The following is a 14,685-nucleotide window of genomic DNA, read 5'->3' as shown; positions in this document are numbered from 1 at the left end:
CGTCAGCGTCGCGCTGCCATGATCCGCGCGATCATGTCTTCATCGCGAAGCCGCCGCCAGCGGGCCTCGACGAAGCTGTGTACGCCGAACAGGAACAGCCCGGCGGCAACGAGCAGATAGAGCGGCGGATTGTCGGTGAGCGCCGAGAGCGCGTCGCCGAGGCCCTTGACCTCGCGGGCAGCGCCGAACCAGCCGCCGCGCACGAGCGAGGCGCCGATGACCGCGAACACGACCGCGCGCGCCGCAAGACCCGCCCGCCCGACGGGCACGGCCCATGCAGGTGCTGCCGCATCGAGATCCTTTGTAAATTCGGTGGTCCAGGCCTTGACGGCCTGGTGCACGGCCGCCGCGAGGAAGGCGGCGCCGACGAGCCCTAGGAGCAGGCCGCCGAGGGGCAGGTCGAGCAGCATGCCCGCCGCCTCTTTCTCGCGGCCGTCTTCGGCGCCGCCGCCCGAGGCAAGGCGAAGCGCCGCCCAGGCGAGAATGAAATGGGCGATGCCGCTCGCGGCATAGCCTATCCGCACAGCGACGCCCTTCGCACCGGTTCCCTTGTTTTCGCTATCGAGCGCCGCCCCGTACAGGCGATAGGCGCCGTAAAGCGCCAGACCCATCGCGAGAGAAGCAAGAAGGATCGAGCCAGCGGGCATATCGCGGACCGAGCGGAACACAGCTTGCGGACTGGCGTCGTCGGCCGACGAACCGGTGAGCGCTATCCATGCCAGCAGGCAATAGACGACGCCGCGCGCGAACCACCCCGTCCGCGCAAATGTCTCGAGCCGCCGCAGCTTGTTCATAATGCCTGTCCCCGAATGTTGACCTATCAGGCCAACGCCCGCTGCACCCGGCAGTTCCGCGCGGCTCCCACCCCACCGCGGCTGCCCCCCCTCTCCCTTCCCGGCCACCCCGCGTCGCTCGCCCACACCCGTGCGCCCGATGCCGCCGTGACGAAGCTGCGCGGTTCAGCCGCAGCTTTTTACAAAGGCGCCGGTCACGAAGTCGCGGCCGGTCCGCAGTCCGACCGGGTCGACGCTGTGCGCGACGCCGTAGGAGATATGCGTCTCGACCTCGACGCCGAGCCGCTTCAACTGGCTCTCGGACATGTGCAGCGCCGCGATCGGTACGACGGGGTCGGCCGTGCCGTGCACCAGCAGGACTGGCGGTTTCGACGGAACATGATGCCCGAGATCCGCCGCGCCCGCGAGCATGCCCGAATAGCCGACGATAGCGGCAACGGCGCGGGGGCGGCGAAGGCCGACCTGAAGCGCCATCATCGTGCCCTGGCTGAAACCCACAAGGGCGAGATCGGCCTCGCTGAGGTCATATTGCGCGAGCTTGCGATCGATGAACGCGTCGATCGCCGGCGCTGCCGACGCAGCGCCTGCGGCCAACGCCGCCGGGGCGAAACCCGACAGCCCCCACCATTGGTAGCCCCCGCCCATTATCGAACATCGCTGCGGTGCATGCGGCGCAAGAAACAGCGTGTCTGGCAAGGCCTCCTGCCACTCCGGCGCCAGCGAAATCATGTCGGAGCCGCTCGACCCGAAGCCGTGGAGCAGCAGCACGATGTTTTTGGGGGCGCCTCCGGAGCGAGGTTGCAGGCTGGCACCGTTCACGATCTTGGACAAACTTCTTCTCTCAGCTTCGGCAGCGCAGGGCGCGCCCCCGGGCGGTAAGGATTGCAACGCTGCATAGGTAGAAAGTCGGCCTCGCATGTCCAGCCCATGGAATGTACCGGACAGCTCCGCCGCAGCGCAGCTCGGCATGAGCCAAGAGCTCCGCAACCAAGTGTAGGCCCCGCCGGTTTGTCGATGACAGGCAGAACAGGAGGAGTCGGCAATGGCACGCAAATCAGAGGCCGGAAAGGTCGGAGAAACCGCGTCCGAGAAGCGCGGAAAACAGACGGCGGCAAGGAAACTGCGGAAGGAGGTCGGCGAGACGAAGACGATCCGCACGCCGCCGAAAGACCGGGAATCCGATCTCGACCGCGCGCCGAAATGGGAGCCGCGCTATGCCGGTTCCGACCGGCTCAAGGACAAGGTCGCGATCGTGACCGGCGGCGACAGCGGGATCGGGCGCGCGGTAGCCGTATTGTTCGCCCGCGAAGGTGCGGACATCGCAATCGTTTACAAGAGCAACAAGGCCGATGCCGAGGAAACGGCTTCGCTCGTAGGCGCCGAAGGGCGCACCGCGATCCTCGTCAAGGCCGACGTGGCTAAAACCAGCGCCGGAAAGACTATCGTCGACAAGGTCGTGAGCAAGCTGAAGCGCATCGATGTTCTCGTCAACAATGCGGGCGAACAGCATCCGGCGGACGATATTCGCGACATCAGCCCGGAGCAGCTGCAGCGCACCTTCGCCACCAATATCTTCGGCATGTTCTATCTTGTGCAGGCTGCGCTGCCGCATCTCAAGAAAGGCGCGGCGATCATCAATTGCACGAGCGTGACAATGTATCAGGGGAGCGGTGGTCTGCTCGACTATAGTGCGACCAAGGGCGCCATTACCGCCTTCACGCGCTCGCTCAGCGAGAATCTGATCGAGAAGGGCATCAGGGTGAATGCGGTCGCGCCCGGACCGATCTGGACCCCGCTCAATCCACGCGGCGGAGCGCCAGCCAAAAAAGTCGAAAGTTTTGGCGAGACGACGCCGATGAAGCGACCGGGAGAGCCCAACGAGGTCGCGCCGAGCTTCCTCTTTCTTGCGTGCGACGACAGCAGCTACATGTCGGGCCAGGTGCTCCACCCGAACGGCGGAACGGTCGTCAACGGATAGACCGCGCCGAGCGGCAATCATATCTGGGCGCCGCCGCCGCTCGCAACGATTGTCACGCGGTGCCGACACGGCCAGCGCGCTCGTGTCCGTCTCCGGAAGCGAGGTCTTGCATGCCACCGATTAGCGTCTTTAGCGGAACCCCAAGATGTTCCGTTGGTTGACCAAAGGGGGCCGGATAGGGAGAATTGTCATGCCCCGTGGGGACAAATCAAGCTACACCGACAAGCAAAAGCGCAAGGCTGAGCATATCGAAGAAAGTTATGAGAAGCGCGGCGTCGGCAAGAAGGAAGCGGAGAGCCGCGCATGGGCAACGGTGAACAAGGAGTCGGGCGGCGGCAACAAGTCGGGTTCCGGCCGTGGCCAGCCCGATACCCATGAAGCCTCGAGAAAAGGTGGCCGCAAAAGCGGTACGGGCAAGAGCAGCGAAAAGCGATCGGCGGCCGCGAAAAAGGGTTGGGAAACGCGCCGCCGAAATGCCAAGGGATAGCGGCGGACGAGATTAGCAAGGACCGACAAAGAGCCCCTATACGGGCGCTCCGGTCCAGGCAGCGCCGCCCTCACCCTCATAAGATTTCAGGCGATCGACTAGGCTTCGGCGCTCCGCCGCTACCTCGCGCAGGAGGAGGATCGCGGCCTCCCGGTCGAGGCCGACAGGATCAAGACGTCCTTGATCGATCCGCGCGATGAGGTCGGAGAGGAATTTCAATTCTTGCCCGGCCAGCATCAGAAAGGTGTCGCTCTGGTTCATGCCTGTTCAACGCCCCGGTGCCCCGGCGGGCTGCATGCGGCGGAAGTGAAGTCCGACCGGCAAGCCTCCACAATCTTCGTCGTTGAAGCATTCTTATCGCCGACTTCGCAATTTTCCGGCGCAACAGGACACGCTGACCGCGCTCAATCCGGATCACGCATGCGAGAATTCGGTATAACCTGCGTTAATCCGCCCGGTATTTCGGGCCTTTTTGCGGAAACAGGGGCAACTCGCTCGCTTGCGCGGCGTTCGTGCGGACATGGTCCAGCCGGTCGCTAATTTCGAAAACGGCGGAGGGTCTCGGCGCGCCGCGACCGGGTCGAACTCGCGCGCATCCGCCCGATCCTGGAAGGTTGATCCTATGTCTGCGACGATCCAGCCCGTCATTCTTTGCGGCGGCGCGGGTACGCGCCTCTGGCCCGCTTCCCGCGGCGCGCGTGCCAAACAGTTTCTGGATATCATCGGAAAGGAGAGCCTGTTCGCCCGCACGCTCGATCGGGCAACCGGAGCCGGCTTTTTAGCGCCGCTCATCGTGTGCGGCGCCGAGCATGTCGCGATGGTGCGCGAGCAATCCGAGGGTCGCGATCTTCGGCTGATCGTCGAGCCCGCGGCGCGCAACACCGCTGCCGCCATCGCACTCGCGGTCGCTTCGTCGGCCGATGACGTGCTGCTGCTCGTCATGCCGAGCGATCATGTCATCGCCGATGTAGCCGCATTCCGGGGCGCCATCGCCAAAGCCGCCGATCTGGCGCGCGACGACTGGCTGGTCACATTCGGCATCGCCCCCGATCGGCCCGACACCGGCTTCGGCTACATCGCCAGCGGCGCACCGCTCGGCAACGTGGGATTTGCCGTCGCCCGCTTCGTCGAGAAGCCGCCGCTCGCCGATGCCGAAGCGATGCTTCGCGAGGGTGGCTACAGCTGGAACGCCGGCATCTTCCTCTTCCGGGCCGGTCGCATGCGCGAGGCGATGCTCACGCATTGCCCGGCCATATATCGCGCGGCGGAAGCCGCGGTCGCCAATGCGCTGCACGATGGCGATGCCCTGCACGCGGCAAGCGCGCCGTTCGAACAGGCGCCGTCAGATTCGATCGACTATGCCGTGATGGAGAAAGACGCCCGCGTCGCGGTCGTCCCCGTGTCGATGGGCTGGTCGGACCTAGGCAGCTGGCAGGCGGTGCACGCGCTCGCAGGTGCCGACGCAGCCGGTAATGCTTGCAGCGACGATCTTTTCGCACACGACAGCCACAATTGCCTCGTCCGCGCGCCCGGAAAACGCGTGTCGCTCGTCGGCATGGACAATGTCGGCGTCATCGTCGACGGCGACGATATCCTCGTTATCGCGCTCGACCGATCGCAGGAGGTCCGGGCCGCAGCCAAGGCGCGCGCCTGAAGTCATGCCCCGGCTCACTTTCCCAAAGGGTCAGCGCAGCTGACTGTCCTTGCTTCCCCGGCGGTTGAAACCGGCCGGACGGCGTTCGGCGTCGCGAAGCGTCTGGCACCCGATGCAGGTACGGCTCGCGGGCAAGGCCTTTCGCCGCGCCTCTGCAATCCGCTCGCCGCAATCGTCGCAATAGTCTGCGCCCTTGCCGGACAGCAGCCGCAGGCGCGCCTCCTTGACGGCATCGCTCACCGTGTCGTCGATCTGCTCCTGAACGGCGCCGTCGCGCGCCCAGCCATTCGCCATGTTGAAGCTCCATGTCTCGGGGACGAAAATGGGAACGCATGGCCGCCCGGGCAAGTTGCCCCCGGGACCGGGAACGATTGCGCGGCCGGATGGTCTTGAGTCCATGGCCAAACCGACCGCCAATCCAGACCCGGCAGGGCGCCCCCCCTCCTCCTCGCGCAGCAAGCGAAAGACTGCGGCTCCACCGCCCTTCCGACAGGTTCAGCTGGCGACGCTCGTCGACAGCGTTCCCGCTGGCAGGGGCTGGGTTCACGAGATGAAATATGACGGCTACCGCCTGCTGATCGCGGTCGGCGGCGGCGAGGCCCGCGCCTATACGCGCTCGGGTCTCGACTGGTCGGAGCGCTTCGCGCCGCTCCTCGCCGAGGCCGTAAAGTTGAATGTGGACAGTGCGTTGATCGACGGCGAAGCGGTCGTGCTCGATGCTGAAGGCCGCTCGCGCTTCCAGTCGTTGCAAAACGCCCTCAAGGCCACCCCGGACAGCATCGACTATTTCGCGTTCGATCTCCTCGAGCTCGACGGCGAGGATCTGACCGCCCTCCCCCTCCTCGACCGCAAGGCGCATCTTGCCAAAATTCTTCCCAAGGCCTCCAGGCATATCCGCTACTCGGATCATATCGCGGGCAGCGGCGAGGCATTGCTCGAGAGTTTCTGCGCTGCGGGTCTCGAAGGGGTCATCTCGAAAAAGGCCGATGCGCGCTATGTCGGCGCGCGCGCGGGAAGCTGGCTCAAGACTAAGTGCATCAAGCGGCAGGAGTTCGTCATCGTCGGCTGGACGCCTTCCGACAAGTCGCGCGCGTTCCGCTCGCTCATGCTCGGCGTGCATGAGAAGGGCGCGCTGCGCTACGCGGGCAAGGTCGGGACCGGATTCGATACCGAGGAGCTCTTCCGCCTCCAGGCGATGATGAAGCCGCTCGAACGAAAGGAGCCGACGGTGAAGGCGCCCCGCACCGAGACGCGCGGCGCGCACTGGATCGAGCCGAAGCTCGTCGCCGAGATCGCTTTTACCGAGATGACAAACGAGGGCACGCTCCGCCACCCGAGCTATCTCGGACTTCGCGAAGACAAGAAGCCGGAGGCCGTGGTCGTAGAGAGCGAAGAAAAGGTTGCGGTGGCGACGAGCGTCTTCCCCGTTCCGATCAGCAACTCCGACCGCGTCATCTTTCCCGAGGCGGGGCTCACCAAGGGCGAGCTTGCAGAATATTATGCCGCGGTCGCGCCGATCATGCTGCCGTGGGCGGGTTCGCGCCCGATCAGCCTCGTGCGCTGTCCGCAGGGCCGCGCCAAGAAATGCTTCTTCCAGAAACATGATGCCGGAAGCTTCGGCGATTCGGTGAAGCAGGTCGCGATCGAGGAGAAGGATGGCGACAACCAGCCCTATCTCTACATGGACACGCCCGAGGGCCTGATGACCTGCGTCCAGATGGGCACGATCGAATTCCATGGCTGGGGCGCGCGCATCGAGGATGTCGAGAAGGCCGATCGGCTCGTCTTCGATCTCGATCCCGACGTCGGTCTCGATTTCGAGGCGGTGCGCAGCGCCGCCTTCCAGTTCCGCGACATCCTGAAGCAGATGGGCCTCGAGACCTTTCCAATGCTAACCGGCGGCAAGGGCGTCCATGTGATCGCCCCGCTCGTGCCGCGCGCCGAATGGCCCGAGGTCAAGGACTTCGCGCACCGGCTCGCCCGCGCCGTCGCGCAAATGGATCCCGACCGCTTCACCGCCGCCCTCCCCAAGGCGCAGCGCAAGGGCCGGATCTTTGTCGATTATCTCCGCAACCAGCGCGGCGCGACTGCGGTGATGCCCTATTCGGCGCGGGCCCGCGAAGGCGCGCCGGTCGCCGCGCCCATCAGCTGGAAGGAAATGGAGACGATCGACAAGCCGTCGCATTTCCGCATCACCGACGCGAAGGAGCTTCTGAAGCGCGCCGGCCTCAAGGCGCTGCAAGGCTGGGGCCGCGCCGACCAGACGCTGCCCGACCTGTGAAGATCGCGACCTATAATGTGAACGGCATCGCCGGCCGCCTCGACATTCTGCTCGGCTGGCTCGCGCAGGCCGAGCCCGACATAGTCTGCCTGCAGGAACTCAAAGCCCCTCAGGAGAAATTCCCCGAGAAGGCGATCCGCGACGCGGGCTATGACGTGATCTGGCACGGCCAGAGCCGCTGGAACGGCGTCGCGATGCTGAGCCGCGTCGGCGAAATCCACGAAACGCGCCGCGGGCTCCCCGGCGATCCCGGCGACGAGCAGAGCCGCTATATCGAGGCCGCGGTCGGCGGCATCCTCGTCGCCGGCCTCTATCTTCCCAACGGCAACCCCTGGCCCGGTCCGAAGTTCGATTACAAGATGCAGTGGATGGCGCGGCTCGACGCGCATCTGACAACGCTCTTCGACCTCGATGCCCCCGTCGTCATCTGCGGCGACTTCAACGTCATTCCCACCGACCTCGATGTGTACAAGCCCGCGAACTGGAAGAAGGACGCGCTCTTCGCTCCCGAAGCCAAAGCCGCCTACCGGCGCATCCTCGACCAGGGCTGGACCGATGCGATCCGTTACCTGCATCCCGAGGAGCGCATCTACAGCTTCTGGGCCTATTGGCGGCGCTCGTTCGAGCGCAATGCCGGCATCCGCATCGACCATCTGCTGCTGAACAAGCCCGCAGCGAAGCGGCTCGAGGCCGCCGGCGTCGACACCCGCCCGCGGGCGCTCGACAAGACGAGCGACCATGCGCCCGCCTGGGTCGAGCTCGGCAACGCGTCCGCAAAGCGAAAGCGCAAGGCGTCATGACGCGCACGATCGCCGGCTGGAAAGTCCCACCCGCCGAGCGCGACATGCTGCTCGAACGGTTCGAACCGCGCTATGCCGAGCTGGTTGCCGATCATGTGACGCTCCGCTTCGGGACCGCCGAGGACACGCCCCTACCCGCTGCGCACGCGGGCGAGATCGTCGGCGAAGTCGACGACGGCGCGGGCGTCCAGGCGCTCGTCGTGCGCATCGGCGGCACCACCGATCGCGGCGACGGTAGCCATTATCACATCACCTGGTCGCTTGGGCCGGGCCGCGAGGCGAAGGAGAGCAACGACGTGCTCGCTGCAACGAAATGGCAGCGGGTGCATCCTCCGATCGCCATCGCGCTCGCGCCCGCGCGCTGGACCGTCTGACAAGCTCGGATCGGCAGGTCGCGGGCCGCGAAAGCGGCAGGCGCGCGCGTTCGCGACTGTCCGGCCATTTCCAGCTCCCGCTTTCGATCCCGTTGCGGCGATCGGGCTTCCCTTCCCATCGCCGGCGCGGAACGCTCGGCGACCGCGCGCATTGAAGGAGCATTGGCAAAGGAGTGAGTGACGATGGCTGCGCGCCCATATTGGAAAGGCCAGATCCGCCTGGCGCTCGTTTCGATCCCGGTCGAGATCTATTCGGCGACGAAGAGCGGGGCGACGATCGCGTTCAACCAGATCCACGAGCCCACGGGCAAGCGCATCAAATATGAAAAGGTCGTGCCCGGCGTCGGCCCGGTCGACGTCGACGAGATCGTCAAGGGCTTCCAATATGCGAAGGACCAATATGTGCTGCTCGACGACGAGGAGATCGAGGGGGTCAAGCTCGAGAGTAAGAAGACGCTCGAGCTCACCCAGTTCGTCGAGGCCGAGGATATCGACGAGATCTATTTCGAGAAGCCCTATTATGTCGTCCCCGCCGACGACCTTGCCGAGGAAGCGTTCATCGTGCTGCGCGAGGCGCTGCGCCGTACTGGGAAGGTCGGTCTTGGCCAGCTCGCGATGCGCGGCCGTGAATATGTCGTCAGCATCAAGGCGTGCGGCCGGGGCCTCGTCATGGAGACGCTGCGCTATGCCGACGAGGTCAACAAGGCGGCGAGCTATTTCCGAGACATCGCGGACAGCGATCCCGACGAAGACCTGCTCGACCTCGCGACGACGCTGATCGACAAGAAAACAGGCAAGTTCGACGCGAGCGACTTTCACGATCGCTATGTCGAGGCGCTGAAGGAGCTCATCGAGCGCAAGAAGAAGGGCAAGACGCTCAATCTCGACGACGGGAAGGACGAGAAGGCGCCGAGCGGATCTAACGTCGTCGACCTGATGGCGGCGCTGAAGAAGTCAATCGGTGACGGCGGCGGAAAGGCGAAGGCTGGCACCGCCAGAAAGGCGACTGCCAAAAAAGCCCCGGCGAAAAAAGCGCCCGCCAAGCCGGCAGCGCACAAGCGCGCATGAGCGGCGCCTCCGCAGGGGTGATCGTCACCGCCCCACTGTCAGGCACCGGGACCGAACCGCCTGCGCGCCGGGTCGCGCTCGCAGCGGAAATGATCCTTGATATGCGCGTTGAAATAGGCGCCGAGCGATTCCGCAGCGCAGAGCCCGTCGTAGATCGCGCGCGGGACGCCATGATAAAGATATCTGCCGGTGCCCCGGAAGCTGATGGAAAGCACCGACGCTGCCTCGTCATAGGCGACATGGTCGATCATGGTCGAGCGGGTGAAGCGGCGCGCGCGCATATGGGCAGAGCGCGTCGCAGCCGCACAGGTTCCCACCAGGGCGCGGGCAAGCGCGCGCCGCCGGTCCGAGCGAGCGCCCCCTCCCCGCAGACCCGCCCCGCCTCTCCTTGCCGGCCCTGATCGATGACAACCGAGCCGACAGCCGACGAGCTTCGCGCAATCGCCGAACACCGCGGGATGAAACTCGTCCGGTCGCGAAAGCGAACGCCGGGCGTCGGCGATTATGGGAAGTTCGGCCTCACCGATGCGGCTGGCAAGCCGCTCCTCGGGATCGGCGAACAAGGGCTCACGGCAAGCGCCGCCGACATCGCGCACTATCTTCGCGGCGGCGCGGCCGACAGCTGGAAACTCTCGGCCGAACGCGAACCCGCGGCGAAGCCTGCCAAGAAGGCACCCAAAGCCGCCGAACCTATCGAGGAGCAAGTACCCATCCGTCGACGCGGAAAAACGCGTCCGCCACCGTCACCCGAGCCTGTACGAAGGCGGCAGGATCCGCCGCCGCCGCCGAAAGCCAAGCCGGTGCTGAGGATCGTCAAACCCGAAGCCCTGCCGGAGCCCGAGCTCAGCCTGCGGCCCGCGACGGGCAAGGACCGAAAAGCTCTCGCCCGTCTGCTCGCCCAGCTTGCCGAGCCGCCCAAGCTCATATCGATCGACGCGAATATCGAGGCGATCGGCAACGCCAAGGCCGGGCTTCTCGTCGCCGATGCCGGCGGGCTGGTCGGATGCTGCGCCTGGGCGGTCGTTCCGACCTTGCAGCACGGCCTCGTCGGCCGCGTCACCCTGCTGCTTGTCGACGGCGAGCGTCGGCGGCGCGGCATCGGGACGACGCTCCTGACCGCCGCCGAGACGGCTCTCGCCAAGGGCGGATGCGGCACGATCGAGATCATGAGCGACATCATGATCAACAACGCCCACAACTTCCTGCGCGCGCGGAACTATGAGCAGAAGAGTTACCGCTTCGTCCGTTCGGCGGGAGGAACGCCAAAGGCCCGGCGAGACTGAGCGCGCCCCCTACCCGATTATCTTCCGCTCCCGGCCATGCGCCTTCCCTTGCCCCACGACATCGGGATAAAGCATCACCGCCGGAACGAAGAGGCAGGCGCCGTCGTCTCTCCCCAGGTGATCGGCTTTCCCTCCGCAGCATCGACCACCGGATGATATCATGTTCGAGCGCCTGACAATTCTTGCCCAGCATGCGATGCCGAAGCGGCGGCTGACCGAATTCGCCGGCCGTGTTGCCGCGTCGTCGGGCCGGCTGACCCCGCGACTGATCCAATGGTTCGTCGCCAAATATGGCGTCGACATGAGCGAAGCGGAAAATCCCGACATCCGCAGCTATGCAAACTTCAACGACTTCTTCACGCGTCCGCTGAAAGCCGGCGCTCGCCCGCGGGCGGAGGCCGATTTCATCTGTCCGGTCGACGGTGCCATCAGCCAGTTCGGCGCCATCGACGATCATCACATCGTCCAGGCCAAGGGCCACCGTTTTACCACCACCGCGATACTGGGCGGCGACGCTGCCCTCGCCGCGACGTTTCGCGACGGCAGTTTCGCCAACCTCTATCTTTCGCCCAAGGATTATCACCGGCTGCACATGCCGTGCGACGGGGAGCTCAGACGCATGATCCACGTCCCGGGCTCGCTCTTTTCCGTCAACCCGACGACCGCGCGCGGGGTGCCCGGCCTTTTCGCGCGCAACGAGCGGGTCATATGCCTGTTCGAGTCCCCCACTCACGGCCATTTCGCGATGATACTCGTAGGTGCGACCATCGTCGGCAGCGTCGCAACGTCATGGCATGGCGTGGTGAACGCGAAGCGATCGGGCAAGTTATCGTCATGGTCCTACGCCCCCGATGAAGTCTCGCTGCGCAAGGGCGACGAGATGGGTCGCTTTCTCCTCGGCTCCACGATCGTGACGCTGTTCGAGAAGCAAGCGATCGCGTTCAACCCCGATTGGTTTCCCGAACGGCCGGTGCGCCTCGGAGAGGAGATGGGAAGCGCCGTAGAGAAAGCTCGGGCGGATAGCCGATCAACCCTGTGACACGCGCGGCAGCCGACGCGCCTCGCTAGGCGTCTCGGGCGGCAGGACGGTGCCAGGCCAGTTGGCGCAGGCGGATCGCCCTCCATCGGAGACGCGCCAAGGTCGCGCAGGGCGTCAAGGCTTGTGCCAACCCGCCAGAAAACGCGCGCCGGCTCCGGCCTCGATGGTAGCGACGTCCTCGGCCCACAGGCACTCGCCCGCCTGCGCGGTCACGCCGTCAGCCGCGACCGTGCCGCTGAGCGGGACGATCATCGCCCCATCCCTCGCATCGGCAAGCGGCGAAAGGTCGTTGGCGTTCAGGTGCGCGACCGCGAGATGGCGGCTGTCGAGCAACAACGCGCTCTCTGCGATATCGACTTGGCGGCAGAGATCGCGTGACATCGGCGCGGCCTTCGCGACCGCCGTCCCATCGGCGAGGTGCAGCTCGCGCGGGCGGCCGTAATCGTAGAGACGATAGGTAACATCCACATTCTGCTGAATTTCGACGAGTGTGACCCCGGCACCGATCGCATGGACGGTTCCGGGCGGAATATGAATGAACATGTTCGCGCGCACCGGATGCCACTCCATGAGCGCCTCGATAGCACCCGAGCGGGCGGTATCGGCGAGTTCGCGCTCGCCGAGCGCGCGAAGCGTGCCAATGCCGAGCACCGCGTCCGGCTCAGCGTCGAGAATGTACCAGCATTCCTCCTTGCCTGCGGAAAGTCCGCGCGCCTGCGCCTGCCGGTCGTCGGGATGGACCTGGATCGACAAGCGCTCGCTCGTGAAGATATATTTCACGAGCAGCGGATTGGATTGGGGCGGACGAAACCAGATTTCGCCGACGCGGCCACCAGTCCGTGCATCGAAGGGCGGAGGAAGCCGATCGACGCCCCAGGGTTTCTCGACCCAGATCGTATCGAGCTTCTGTGCTTTCATGGTCATATCCATCACTCCCATTCTGAAGAATATGCCGGTTGGCTCCGGCGCAGCGCATATTCCCAGGCGCGGCCAGGAAGGCGGACAGCGCAAATCGCGTCGGCGACGCGCCTGAAGAGCGGGTAAACCTGTTCCTCGCGAGTCGGCATGCTACCGAAACAATGGTCGCCGGGCCGGGTTGCAGCGACTAACCCATGTTGTGACGATTTAGCTGTAGCGCGCCGACCGCCTCTTCATCTTTGCTTCCCAATGCCGCCTGTCGTACCTTCCCTGCCGGGCGCAGCGCGATGCTCTTCACAGCTTCCGACAGTCTCCCACAGGCGGACACTTCAACCCCTTGAAATCCCGACCAAAGCTTTCCTACATCCACGCCGCAGCCGCTCGGGCTGCAACATCCTCAACTTGGCATGGAGAAGAAGATGTCCAGCAAACATATCGATTATCTGCGGCGCGAGCATGCCTGCCTCGACGCCGAAATCGATCGGGAGGCGCAGCGCCGCCAGCCCGACGAAGTCCTGATTGCGCGGCTCAAGAAGCTGAAGCTGGCGATCAAGGACCAGATCGCGGCATGGAGCCGCGATACCGGCGACAGTCGCGTCGCCTGACCCGATCGCGGAGCCGCGCGCGTTGCGGCTCCGCGCTTTGGCGCTGCGGATTTTCGGAACATGGCGCATCCAGAATCTTCGCGCGCGCGACCTCTTGAAATCGAAAAAATGGCTTCCTAATTTTTTCCCGGATGCCGGATTTTCCGGGTCCAGGACATAGAGAGCGCCGGCTCTAAGTCCCGGCGCATCTCATGCCCGAATTGCTTCAATCAGGAGGATTTGGAAATGAGAACCGACTTTGACTTCACCCCCTACCGCCGCTCGACGGTGGGCTTCGATCACCTCTTCGACCTGCTCGAGAAAGGGCAGCGCGGCGAAACGTCCGATGGCTTTCCCGCCTTCGACATCGTGCGCGATGCCGACGACCGCTTCCGCGTCACGCTGGCGGTCCCGGGCTTCAAGCCCGACGAGATCGAGATCGTCGCGCAGCAGAACCAACTGAGCGTCACGGGCAAGCCCGCCGAGGAAGACGCCAAGCTCGTCTATCTCCACCGCGGCATCGCGCGCCGCGCGTTCGAGCGCCGCTTCCAGCTCGCCGACTATATCGAGGTCGGCGGCGCGAGCTTCGCCGACGGGCTGCTCTCGATCGAGCTCAGCCGTGTCGTCCCCGAGGCGATGAAGCCGCGCAAGATCGAGATCGGCGGCGGCGACACCGAGCCGCGCCGGATCGGATCGTCGAACGAAAAGACGCTCGAAAAAGCGTAACAACGGGCGGGGCCGCCGTTCAGCGTTGGCCCCGCCCTTCAATATCAAATTGCATTTAAACGCCGGACGGTGGCGGCCGCCGCCCCGATCTCAATCGAGCGAGCGAATGATATCTGCCGCACTCCACTCGGCGGGTCCGATCAGCATATCGTGCGCGATCCGCACCGAATGGAGCGCGGCTTCGATCTGGCGCCGCCACATGGCAAGAAAATCGAACAGCACCGGGAAGTCCGGCGGCAGATCATAGTCCTGCCAGACGAAGAGCTGGAGCAGCGAGGGATGATCGGGCCGGTAATAATGGATCTCGGCGGTCGTCAGCCCGTAGCCGTCCAACTGTGCGATCAGCGCGCGGTCGGTCATGGCGCGCGTGTCTCGCCGCCATCGAGCGACCGAAGCGCCGCGAGCACATCGTCGACTGGCACCGCTCGCCTCGCCCCCGGGGGTTTGCGAAGCGCGGGCTTGTTGCGGACCGACGAGCGATCCGATGCCCAGGATGCGAGAAGGGCGCGCTTGACCTCGGGCTCGAGGCTCGGGTGACGCGCCACGTCGAAGGGGTGAAGAAAACGGGAAAATGGCTCGGACATGATCGTGCCTCCTTCCTTGTAGCCTTTCCTTTCTCATCGTACGGCAGGGTGCCGCGGCCACAAACTTTGGGAACGAAGCGAGTCGAGTCAAGAGTTGTCAGCCCCTTGATAAGGG

Annotated in this window: 19 protein-coding genes; 11 read left to right on the top strand and 8 right to left on the bottom strand. The window is 65.0% G+C overall.

From position 1 onward, the window contains the following. Positions 1 to 2: 2 nt before the first annotated feature. Positions 3 to 794, bottom strand: coding sequence for a DUF1206 domain-containing protein (locus A3E77_RS05895; protein WP_293644110.1), 792 nt, complete (start codon positions 792 to 794; stop codon positions 3 to 5). Positions 795 to 959: 165 nt separating this feature from the next. Further along, positions 960 to 1,625, bottom strand: a complete 666-nt coding sequence (locus A3E77_RS05890) for an alpha/beta hydrolase (protein WP_293644108.1) — start codon at positions 1,623 to 1,625, stop codon at positions 960 to 962. Positions 1,626 to 1,836: 211 nt separating this feature from the next. On the opposite strand from A3E77_RS05890, the gene A3E77_RS05885 reads away from it, so the two are divergent. Both A3E77_RS05885 and A3E77_RS05880 read left to right on the top strand, forming a co-directional pair. After that, a complete protein-coding gene (locus A3E77_RS05885; RefSeq protein WP_293644106.1) occupies positions 1,837 to 2,772 on the top strand; it encodes an SDR family oxidoreductase in 936 nt (311 codons plus the stop codon). 190 nt (positions 2,773 to 2,962) lie between these two features. Further along, positions 2,963 to 3,259, top strand: coding sequence for a hypothetical protein (locus A3E77_RS05880; protein WP_054727928.1), 297 nt, complete (start codon positions 2,963 to 2,965; stop codon positions 3,257 to 3,259). 36 nt (positions 3,260 to 3,295) lie between these two features. Here the strand turns inward: A3E77_RS05880 and A3E77_RS05875 are convergent, their stop codons facing one another. After that, the gene (locus A3E77_RS05875) at positions 3,296 to 3,520 is read right to left on the bottom strand and encodes a hypothetical protein (protein ID WP_054727930.1); all 225 of its coding nucleotides are present in this window, start codon (positions 3,518 to 3,520) and stop codon (positions 3,296 to 3,298) included. 361 nt (positions 3,521 to 3,881) lie between these two features. On the opposite strand from A3E77_RS05875, the gene A3E77_RS05870 reads away from it, so the two are divergent. After that, positions 3,882 to 4,913 (top strand): mannose-1-phosphate guanylyltransferase, encoded by a 1,032-nt coding sequence (locus A3E77_RS05870; protein WP_293644104.1) that lies wholly within the window; start codon positions 3,882 to 3,884, stop codon positions 4,911 to 4,913. 30 nt (positions 4,914 to 4,943) lie between these two features. On the opposite strand, the gene A3E77_RS05865 is transcribed toward A3E77_RS05870, so the two are convergent. Further along, a complete protein-coding gene (locus tag A3E77_RS05865) occupies positions 4,944 to 5,207 on the bottom strand; it encodes a DksA/TraR family C4-type zinc finger protein (RefSeq protein WP_293644102.1) in 264 nt (87 codons plus the stop codon). Positions 5,208 to 5,310: 103 nt separating this feature from the next. Between A3E77_RS05865 and ligD the strand changes: the two genes are divergently transcribed. The 4 genes from ligD (at position 5,311) to ku (ending at position 9,436) form a co-directional block, all read left to right on the top strand. Continuing rightward, complete coding sequence (gene ligD, locus A3E77_RS05860) at positions 5,311 to 7,194, top strand: DNA ligase D (protein WP_293644100.1); 1,884 nt, start codon at positions 5,311 to 5,313, stop codon at positions 7,192 to 7,194. Further along, entirely contained in the window at positions 7,191 to 7,994 is an 804-nt protein-coding gene (xth, locus tag A3E77_RS05855) for an exodeoxyribonuclease III (RefSeq protein WP_293644098.1), read from the top strand. The genes ligD and xth overlap by 4 nt, the downstream gene beginning before the upstream one ends. Further along, positions 7,991 to 8,368 (top strand): hypothetical protein, encoded by a 378-nt coding sequence (locus A3E77_RS05850; RefSeq protein ID WP_293644096.1) that lies wholly within the window; start codon positions 7,991 to 7,993, stop codon positions 8,366 to 8,368. Before xth ends, A3E77_RS05850 begins: the two co-directional genes overlap by 4 nt. 183 nt (positions 8,369 to 8,551) lie before the next feature. After that, positions 8,552 to 9,436 carry a non-homologous end joining protein Ku gene (gene ku / locus A3E77_RS05845; protein ID WP_293644094.1) on the top strand — a complete coding sequence of 295 codons (885 nt, stop codon included), beginning with the start codon at positions 8,552 to 8,554 and terminating at the stop codon, positions 9,434 to 9,436. A 38-nt stretch (positions 9,437 to 9,474) separates the two neighbouring features. On the opposite strand, the gene A3E77_RS05840 is transcribed toward ku, so the two are convergent. Continuing rightward, positions 9,475 to 9,717 (bottom strand): KTSC domain-containing protein, encoded by a 243-nt coding sequence (locus tag A3E77_RS05840; RefSeq protein WP_234716149.1) that lies wholly within the window; start codon positions 9,715 to 9,717, stop codon positions 9,475 to 9,477. Positions 9,718 to 9,840: 123 nt separating this feature from the next. On the opposite strand from A3E77_RS05840, the gene A3E77_RS05835 reads away from it, so the two are divergent. Next, positions 9,841 to 10,719 (top strand): GNAT family N-acetyltransferase, encoded by an 879-nt coding sequence (locus A3E77_RS05835; protein ID WP_293644092.1) that lies wholly within the window; start codon positions 9,841 to 9,843, stop codon positions 10,717 to 10,719. Positions 10,720 to 10,879: 160 nt separating this feature from the next. Next, on the top strand, positions 10,880 to 11,758 hold the full coding sequence (gene asd / locus A3E77_RS05830; protein ID WP_293644090.1) for an archaetidylserine decarboxylase: 879 nt from the start codon (positions 10,880 to 10,882) through the stop codon (positions 11,756 to 11,758). A gap of 114 nt (positions 11,759 to 11,872) precedes the next feature. Here the strand turns inward: asd and A3E77_RS05825 are convergent, their stop codons facing one another. Continuing rightward, positions 11,873 to 12,676, bottom strand: coding sequence for a class I mannose-6-phosphate isomerase (locus tag A3E77_RS05825; protein ID WP_293644088.1), 804 nt, complete (start codon positions 12,674 to 12,676; stop codon positions 11,873 to 11,875). Positions 12,677 to 13,095: 419 nt separating this feature from the next. Between A3E77_RS05825 and A3E77_RS05820 the strand changes: the two genes are divergently transcribed. After that, on the top strand, positions 13,096 to 13,281 hold the full coding sequence (locus A3E77_RS05820; protein ID WP_293644086.1) for a YdcH family protein: 186 nt from the start codon (positions 13,096 to 13,098) through the stop codon (positions 13,279 to 13,281). A 225-nt stretch (positions 13,282 to 13,506) separates the two neighbouring features. After that, a complete protein-coding gene (locus A3E77_RS05815) occupies positions 13,507 to 13,986 on the top strand; it encodes an Hsp20 family protein (protein WP_056350218.1) in 480 nt (159 codons plus the stop codon). A 90-nt stretch (positions 13,987 to 14,076) separates the two neighbouring features. On the opposite strand, the gene A3E77_RS05810 is transcribed toward A3E77_RS05815, so the two are convergent. Further along, entirely contained in the window at positions 14,077 to 14,346 is a 270-nt protein-coding gene (locus A3E77_RS05810) for an usg protein (RefSeq protein WP_062179463.1), read from the bottom strand. Beyond that, entirely contained in the window at positions 14,343 to 14,570 is a 228-nt protein-coding gene (locus A3E77_RS05805) for a hypothetical protein (protein WP_293644084.1), read from the bottom strand. The genes A3E77_RS05810 and A3E77_RS05805 overlap by 4 nt, the downstream gene beginning before the upstream one ends. Positions 14,571 to 14,685: the final 115 nt, after the last annotated feature.

This window comes from Sphingopyxis sp. RIFCSPHIGHO2_12_FULL_65_19 (assembly GCF_001830555.1).
Lineage (GTDB): Bacteria > Pseudomonadota > Alphaproteobacteria > Sphingomonadales > Sphingomonadaceae > Sphingopyxis.
The sequence above is the reverse complement of the archived record's forward strand: the minus strand, read 5'-3'. Positions and strand labels throughout refer to the sequence as shown.

Bases quoted from the DNA above. Each gene is read 5' to 3' on its own strand.
- A3E77_RS05895 (WP_293644110.1), bottom strand. From the start codon at position 794: ATGAACAAGCTGCGGCGGCTCGAGACATTTGCGCGGACGGGGTGGTTC.
- A3E77_RS05885 (WP_293644106.1), top strand. From the start codon at position 1,837: ATGGCACGCAAATCAGAGGCCGGAAAGGTCGGAGAAACCGCGTCCGAG.
- A3E77_RS05880 (WP_054727928.1), top strand. From the start codon at position 2,963: ATGCCCCGTGGGGACAAATCAAGCTACACCGACAAGCAAAAGCGCAAG.
- A3E77_RS05875 (WP_054727930.1), bottom strand. From the start codon at position 3,520: ATGAACCAGAGCGACACCTTTCTGATGCTGGCCGGGCAAGAATTGAAA.
- A3E77_RS05870 (WP_293644104.1), top strand. From the start codon at position 3,882: ATGTCTGCGACGATCCAGCCCGTCATTCTTTGCGGCGGCGCGGGTACG.
- A3E77_RS05865 (WP_293644102.1), bottom strand. From the start codon at position 5,207: ATGGCGAATGGCTGGGCGCGCGACGGCGCCGTTCAGGAGCAGATCGAC.
- ligD (WP_293644100.1), top strand. From the start codon at position 5,311: ATGGCCAAACCGACCGCCAATCCAGACCCGGCAGGGCGCCCCCCCTCC.
- A3E77_RS05850 (WP_293644096.1), top strand. From the start codon at position 7,991: ATGACGCGCACGATCGCCGGCTGGAAAGTCCCACCCGCCGAGCGCGAC.
- ku (WP_293644094.1), top strand. From the start codon at position 8,552: ATGGCTGCGCGCCCATATTGGAAAGGCCAGATCCGCCTGGCGCTCGTT.
- A3E77_RS05840 (WP_234716149.1), bottom strand. From the start codon at position 9,717: ATGCGCGCGCGCCGCTTCACCCGCTCGACCATGATCGACCATGTCGCC.
- A3E77_RS05835 (WP_293644092.1), top strand. From the start codon at position 9,841: ATGACAACCGAGCCGACAGCCGACGAGCTTCGCGCAATCGCCGAACAC.
- asd (WP_293644090.1), top strand. From the start codon at position 10,880: ATGTTCGAGCGCCTGACAATTCTTGCCCAGCATGCGATGCCGAAGCGG.
- A3E77_RS05825 (WP_293644088.1), bottom strand. From the start codon at position 12,676: ATGAAAGCACAGAAGCTCGATACGATCTGGGTCGAGAAACCCTGGGGC.
- A3E77_RS05820 (WP_293644086.1), top strand. From the start codon at position 13,096: ATGTCCAGCAAACATATCGATTATCTGCGGCGCGAGCATGCCTGCCTC.
- A3E77_RS05815 (WP_056350218.1), top strand. From the start codon at position 13,507: ATGAGAACCGACTTTGACTTCACCCCCTACCGCCGCTCGACGGTGGGC.
- A3E77_RS05810 (WP_062179463.1), bottom strand. From the start codon at position 14,346: ATGACCGACCGCGCGCTGATCGCACAGTTGGACGGCTACGGGCTGACG.
- A3E77_RS05805 (WP_293644084.1), bottom strand. From the start codon at position 14,570: ATGTCCGAGCCATTTTCCCGTTTTCTTCACCCCTTCGACGTGGCGCGT.